The sequence below is a fragment of the Herbaspirillum sp. UBA812 genome, assembly GCF_002296545.1.
Taxonomy (GTDB): Bacteria; Pseudomonadota; Gammaproteobacteria; order Burkholderiales; family Burkholderiaceae_D; genus Herbaspirillum; species Herbaspirillum huttiense.
Map to the genome: position 1 here is coordinate 1 of NZ_DBIC01000396.1, position 6,650 is coordinate 6,650.

Annotated in this window: 7 protein-coding genes; 4 read left to right on the forward strand and 3 right to left on the reverse strand. The window is 64.0% G+C overall.

The genetic code is table 11. From position 1 onward, the window contains the following. A partial coding sequence (locus tag B3873_RS25980) for an isocitrate/isopropylmalate family dehydrogenase (RefSeq protein ID WP_286869996.1) occupies nt 1-342 on the reverse strand: 342 nt, incomplete at its 3' end. 174 nt (nt 343-516) lie between these two features. On the opposite strand from B3873_RS25980, the gene B3873_RS25985 reads away from it, so the two are divergent. After that, nucleotides 517-1,488: a LysR family transcriptional regulator gene (locus B3873_RS25985; protein ID WP_039784594.1), complete on the forward strand. Its 972-nt coding sequence runs from the start codon at nt 517-519 to the stop codon at nt 1,486-1,488. 103 nt (nt 1,489-1,591) lie between these two features. Here the strand turns inward: B3873_RS25985 and B3873_RS25990 are convergent, their stop codons facing one another. After that, nucleotides 1,592-1,963 (reverse strand): DUF86 domain-containing protein, encoded by a 372-nt coding sequence (locus B3873_RS25990; protein ID WP_286869997.1) that lies wholly within the window; start codon nt 1,961-1,963, stop codon nt 1,592-1,594. Continuing rightward, entirely contained in the window at nt 1,960-2,250 is a 291-nt protein-coding gene (locus tag B3873_RS25995; RefSeq protein WP_121045125.1) for a nucleotidyltransferase family protein, read from the reverse strand. The genes B3873_RS25990 and B3873_RS25995 overlap by 4 nt, the downstream gene beginning before the upstream one ends. Nucleotides 2,251-2,447: 197 nt before the next feature. On the opposite strand from B3873_RS25995, the gene B3873_RS26000 reads away from it, so the two are divergent. The 3 genes from B3873_RS26000 (at nt 2,448) to B3873_RS26010 (ending at nt 6,650) form a co-directional block, all read left to right on the forward strand. Further along, nucleotides 2,448-3,230: a GntR family transcriptional regulator gene (locus tag B3873_RS26000; protein ID WP_286869999.1), complete on the forward strand. Its 783-nt coding sequence runs from the start codon at nt 2,448-2,450 to the stop codon at nt 3,228-3,230. A 225-nt stretch (nt 3,231-3,455) separates the two neighbouring features. After that, a complete protein-coding gene (oxlT, locus tag B3873_RS26005; RefSeq protein ID WP_286870000.1) occupies nt 3,456-4,730 on the forward strand; it encodes an oxalate/formate MFS antiporter in 1,275 nt (424 codons plus the stop codon). Nucleotides 4,731-4,967: 237 nt separating this feature from the next. Then, complete coding sequence (locus tag B3873_RS26010) at nt 4,968-6,650, forward strand: Na+/H+ antiporter (protein WP_276842936.1); 1,683 nt, start codon at nt 4,968-4,970, stop codon at nt 6,648-6,650.

Consider the following 6,650-nt stretch of genomic DNA (forward strand, 5'->3'; position numbering starts at 1 on the left):
GTCGATGCCGGGCAGGATGCGCGTGGGCCGCACGTTGGCGTACTGGTCGAAGCCCTGGCAGATTTTCAGGCGCAGGCCCCACAGGGTCACGTGGTCCGGAATGTGCGGGTCACCGGCCGAGCCGAACAGGATGGCGTCCTTGTCGCGCAGGGCATCGAGGCCATCGGCGGGCATCATCACGCCGTGCTGGCGGTAGTAATCGCCACCCCAGCCGAAGTCTTCGAAGTCGAAGGCGAGGTCGGCACGGGCGGCGGCCAGGGCTTGCAGCAACTGGCGGCCCGCAGGAATGACTTCCTTGCCGATGCCGTCGCCGGGGATGGTTGCGATGCGATAGGTTTTCATGTCTCCAGCCTTTCTTGATGAGATGCGGTGTGGGGTCTCGCAAAATGACGGCATGCGCCGCGTCTTTGCATGCGGACTACTTTACCCATACTGAAAGGACAGGAACCGGTGCTAGACTTAAAGCATTCTTAACCTGGATTTAACAATCCATTTTTGTTTTCCTAGCGAGGTTTCATGCAGGACACCGTCCTTCCCGCCGACCTGCGTTTCTTTTCCGTGCTGGCCATGGCCGGCAGTCTCTCTGCGGCCGGGCGCGAGCTGGGACTGACCACGGCGGCGGTCAGCAAGCACCTCACGCTGATGGAAGCCCGGGCCGGCGTGCCGCTGGTCAACCGCACCACGCGCCGCATGATGTTGACGCCCGAGGGCGAGCTCTATCTGGAACATGCACGCCGCATCCTCGACCAGATCGATGAATTGTCCGAGCTGCTGGGCAGCTCCAAACGCCGCCCGGAAGGCCTGCTGCGGGTCAATGCCACGCTGGGGTTCGGGCGCAGCCATGTGGCGCCGGTGATTTCCAAATTCGTCACGCGCCATCCGCAGGTATCGGTGCAGTTGCAGTTGTCGGTGATGCCGCCGCCGCTGACCGAGGACAGTTTCGATGTCTGCATCCGCTTCGGCGAGCCGCCCGATACCAGGGTGGTAGCGCGGCGGCTGGCGTCCAATGCGCGGCTGCTGTGCGCCTCGCCGGACTATCTCCGGCGCAGGGGCATGCCGCAGACGCCGCATGACCTGTCCAAACACAATTGCGTGGGCATCCGCCAGGGCGATGAGGCTTATGGGGTGTGGAAGCTGTCATCCGGCAGCGGTGCTTCGCGCAAGACGGAGACGGTCAAGATCCGCGGCAACCTCACCACCAATGATGGCGAGATCGCGGTGAAGTGGGCGCTGGACGGGCACGGCATCCTCATGCGCGCCGAGTGGGATATCCGCAGCTATCTGGAACAGGGGCGGCTGGTGCAGGTGCTGCCGGGCTGGCAGACGCCCAATGCGGATATCTTTGCGGTGTATTCGCAGCGCCAGCAGCTGTCGACGCGGGTGCGCAGCTTTGTGGATTTCATTGCGCGTGAGTTGGCCGAACCTTCGCCCAAGCAGCGTATTACCGTGCTGGGCACACGCGGCACGAAGCATTCACAGAAAAAATAAGGCAGGAACAGAGCGGGCAAGGCCCGCAATGCACTCGCGAAGTTTCGTAAGTCACTTCCGTTGGCGAAGACCGCCAGCCTCAGGCGTCTTGGCTGACGCGGTTTTACTGCTGGCCTTCTTGGACTTGCGCACTCTTGCGCGCCTCGGGCAGCAGCTTCAGCAGCTCCGGCAGAGCCGTCTGCACGGTATCCCATACCACGTCGAGATTGATGTCAAAGTAGCCGTGGGCAATGCGGTTGCGCATGCCGCGCATACTGCGCCACGGTACCTCAGCATGTGCCTGCGCGAACTCGGGATAGCGGTCCATCACCTTCGTGGAGGCCTCACCGATGATGATGAGGCTCATGATGACGGCCTGCTGAGTTCGTTTGTCGTCAACGAATTCCGCTTTGGACGTGCCCTTCACGAAGCTGCAGGCATCGCTGGCAGCCTGCTGCATGTGGTCCAGGTAGTCAGTCAAGCGGGTCACGCTCATACCGGTCTCGCCTCCGCGAGTACCTGTGCCCGGAACTTCGGTGGCAGATCGCCCGGGGTCAACAGATCGACATGCAGGCCCAGCAAGGCTTCCAGCTCATCCTGCAGGCCGCCCAGGTCGAACAGCGTGGCACCCGGCAGCGCATCGACCAGCAGATCGATGTCGCTGCCCTCGCGGTCGGTGCCGTGCAGTACCGAACCGAAGACGCGTGGATTGGCCGTGCGGAAGCGGCTTACCGCTTCGCGCACCGCGCTTCGCTTCATGTCAAGCACAACAGAGGGCCGCATCGGGGATCCTTTCTTTTCAGAACTCGTTGAGATGATATGCAAGGAAGAATAGTGCCTCAAGCACTATTTCTGCATACCTCATACCCTGCCCTGAAGGCCGCCGCTGTTGCGCTGGCAGGAATGTCCGTCTTCCATCCGCCCCCGCGCCCGCGTTAAGATAGCCGCCAACCCCGTCCACCCGCCCAGCCACTTCCTTCATGACGTCCAGCCAAGCGCCCGCCGATCTCGCCACCCGCCGTGCCGGCAAGCTCACCGACACGGTCTATGCCAGCCTGCGCGATGACATCTACGCCTTCCGCCTGCTGCCCGGCGACCGCTTTGCCGAGAACGACGTGGCCGAGCGGCTGCAGGTCTCGCGCACGCCCGTGCGCGAAGCGCTCATGCGTCTGCAGAGCGAAGGCCTGGTGCGCGGCCACTTCCGCAATGGCTGGGAAGTGGTGCCGATCGACCTGGCGCGCTTTGCCTCCCTCTACGAATTGCGCGAGATGCTGGAACTGCACGCCGTGCGCAAGCTGTGCTCCCCGCGCATCGCCCCGGCCGTGCGCCAGCAACTGGTGGCCGAACAAGGCGCGATCTGGCAGTGCGCCCCCGGCGACCGCCTGCCCGACGGGCTGGCCGTGGCGGCCCTGGACGAAGCCTTCCACTGCGCGCTGGTGCAGGCGGCCGGCAACCCCGAGGCCGATACCGTCTACCGCCAGCTGGCCAACCAGCTGCGCATCATGCGGCGCCTGGACTTCGCCTATGGCGACTGCATCGATGACACCTACGCCGAACACCGCGCCATCCTCGACGCCATCGCCCGCAGCGATGCCGCTCTGGCCGGCGAACTGATCGCGCGTCACATCGAAGACAGCCATACCGTGGTCGAACGCCTCACCATCGCCCGCCTCGAACAGGTGCGTGCCGAGTCGGTGCAGCTTGCACCGGCGCCGGGCACCGCACCGGCATCGACCCCCACCCGCCGCAAGCGTTTTGGCTGAAAAAGTGAAGCTTTGCGCTTCAACTGCGGGTCGCAGGCCGCTTTTTACGCTCCCGAAGAAGAATTGAACCGATTTTCCTGTGCCGGATTTGCCCTGGAGCAAATGGCACGAAAGCTGCTTTTGTGGCTGCCAGGATTTATGCATACATAAATTCAGTCCAGCGGCATCCTGCCCGATCCGGCAAGGCTGGCCGCCCCACTCTGGCTTTCTGTACAGGAGAAACGCATGACCACCCTCACCCAAACCGCCCCGGCGAGCGCGCAGGGCTTGCTGCGCAACCGCTGGTTCCAGCTGTTGATCGGCCTGATCTGCATGATGGCCATCTCCAGTCCGCAATACGTGTGGACCTTGTTCACCAAGCCGCTCACGGCCAAGCTGGGCGTGCCGCTGTCGGAACTGCAGATCACCTTCTCGATGCTGATCGTGCTGCAGACCTTCTTCTCGCCCTTCCAGGGCAGCCTGATCGAGCGCTTCGGCGCGCGCCGCCTGATCGCCATCGGTACCTTCATGTCCGGCCTGTCGTGGGTCCTGGCGGCGCAAGCTTCCACCATCGGCATGTTCTACCTGGCCTATGGCCTGGTGGGCGGGCTCGGTACCGGCATCGTCTATGTCGGCGTGGTCGGCCAGATGGTGCGCTGGTTCCCGGACCGTCGCGGCTTTGCGGTGGGCATGGTGGCGGCCGGTTACGGCATGGGTGCCATCCTGACCACCTTCCCGATCTCGGCCTCGCTGGCCAGTGCCGGGCTGGAGACCACGCTCTGGCAATTCGGCCTGGTGTTTGCCGTGATCGGCGTGCTGGCCGCACAGGCGCTGCGCTCGCCTGACGCCAGCCATGCGGCCGCCATGCCGGCCCCGGCGATTGCCGCCAGCAAGCTCGACCTGGCGCCGCGCCAGATGCTGCGTACGCCGCTGTTCTGGCTCATGTTCGTGATGATGACCATGATGTCGACCTCGGGCCTGATGGTGACCTCGCAGATGGCCACCTTCGCGCGTGACTTCGGCGTGGCCAACGTGATGGTGTTCGGGCTGGCCGCGCTGCCGCTGGCGCTGACCATCGACCGTCTCACCAATGGCCTGACGCGCCCCTTCTTCGGCTGGATCTCGGATCGCTACGGCCGCGAGAACACCATGTTCTTCGCCTTCGCCCTGGAAGGCGTGGCCATGGCCCTGTGGCTGGCCACGCGCGAGAATGCGGTGCTGTTCGTGCTGCTGTCGGGTATTGTCTTCTTCGGCTGGGGCGAGATCTTCTCGCTCTTCCCCTCGACCCTGACCGACACCTTCGGCACCCGCAACGCCACCGCCAACTATGGCTGGCTCTATATCTCACAAGGCATCGGCTCGATCTTCGGCGGCCCGCTGGCGGCCATGATGCATGAGAAGACCGGCAGCTGGCATCCGGTCTTCGGAACCGCCATCACGCTGGACATCCTCACCGCCTGTCTGGCTCTGATGGTGCTCAAACCCTGGCGCGCCCGCTATCTGGCCAAGGCCGGCACGTAAGCACCGCCTGCTCTCCCCGCGTTCCCCGATGCCGGCCTTTGCCGGCATCGTCGTTTTTGCCCGCGCCTTCTCCTGATGCAGTGGCACATGGCTGCCGAGCTTGTACCGCGCAGGTACCGTATACTTGCAAGCTTGTTGCAAGTCATTGCAACGCGCCTGCAACGCGTCTGCAACTCCTTGCAGCCCTGCCGGTCTGACCCACCCGCGCCTCATCACAAGAACATCACCTGCTGCCTCATGGAAATCGTCTTCACCGTCCTGATCCTGCTGCTGGCCGTCGCCGTCTCCGGCGTGGTCGCGCGGCTGGCTCCCTTCAAGCTGCCACTGCCGCTGTTTCAGATCGCGCTGGGCGCGGTGCTGGCCATGCCCATGTTCGGCCTGCGCATCAGCTTCGATCCGGAGCTGTTCCTGCTGCTGTTCATCCCGCCGCTGCTCTTCACCGATGGCTGGCGCATGCCCAAGCGCGAGTTTTTCCGCCTGGCGCGCCCCATCCTGGCGCTGGCCTTGGGTCTGGTGATGTTCACGGTGGTGGGCGTGGGTTACTTCATCCACTGGATGATCCCGGTCATCTCGCTGCCCTCGGCCTTCGCGCTGGCGGCGGTGCTCTCGCCCACCGATGCGGTGGCGGTCTCGTCTATCGTCGGCAAGGGCCGCTTGCCGGCCTCGATGCAGCACGTGCTGGAGGGCGAGGCGCTGATGAACGATGCGTCCGGCCTGGTGGCCTTCAAGTTCGCGATTGCCGCCGTCATCACCGGGACCTTCTCGCTGCTCGATGCCAGCATCTCCTTCGTACTGATCGCCGCGGGCGGCATTGCCGTGGGGCTGATCGTGGCCTGGGGCTTCGGGCTGATCCGCCGCAAGATCATCGAATGGGCCGGTGACGAGCCGGGCATCCAGGTGGTGCTGCTGTTGCTGATCCCCTTCACGGCCTACATCTTTGCGGAACACTTTGGTTTGTCGGGCATTCTGGCGGCGGTGGCGGCGGGCATGCTGATGCCCTATCTGGAGACGGCCGGTGGCGAATCGGCGGCCACGCGGCTGCAGGGACGCAGCATCATGACCATGCTGGAATTCGTCTTCAACGGCATGTCCTTCCTGCTGCTGGGCCTGCAATTGCCGGGCATCGTCAGTCTGGCCCACGTGGATGCGCAGATGGCGGGCAATGTGCCGGTGTGGCACCTGTTCGTCTACATCCTGGCGATCACGGTGGCGCTGATCGTGCTGCGTTTCGTGTGGGTCTGGATCAACCTGCGCATGCGCCGCTTCGCCTCCGCCCTGCGTGGCCAGAGCGGGCGCAACCGCAAGTTCGATTTGCGGCTCATCAGCATCACGGCGCTTTCCGGCGTGCGCGGGGCCATCACGCTGGCGGGTGTGATGTCGATCCCGCTGCTGCTGAAGGAACATACGCCCTTCCCGGCACGTGACCTGCTGATCTTTCTCGCCACCGGCGTGATCCTGTGCTCGCTGCTGTTCGGCAGCTTCCTGCTGCCCTGGATGCTCAAGGATCTGCAGCTCGATGCCGAGGTCAAGCGCCGCCGCGCGGAGGAAATGATGGCGCGCCTGCGCCTGTCGGAGGCGGCCGTGCGCACCATCGAGGAGGCGCAGGAACGCATCGGCGTCAATCTCGATGAATCCGATCTGGCGTTGTTGATGGAAGTCAGCGGCAGTCTGTTGGCCACCTATCGCATGCGCATGAATGCGGAGAGTGATTCGGAAGAAACCCAGCGCGCGGCCAACCGCTTCAAGCAGTTCGAACGTGAACTGCGGCTGGAGGCAATCCGCGCCGAGCGGCTGGAAGTGCACTACCTGCGCGCTGAACAGCGCATCAATGACGAGACCTTCCTGATGCTCATCAATCAGATCGACATGGCCGAAACCTGGTTGCTGGGATCATTGAACGGGCCGGGGCAGAGTCACTGA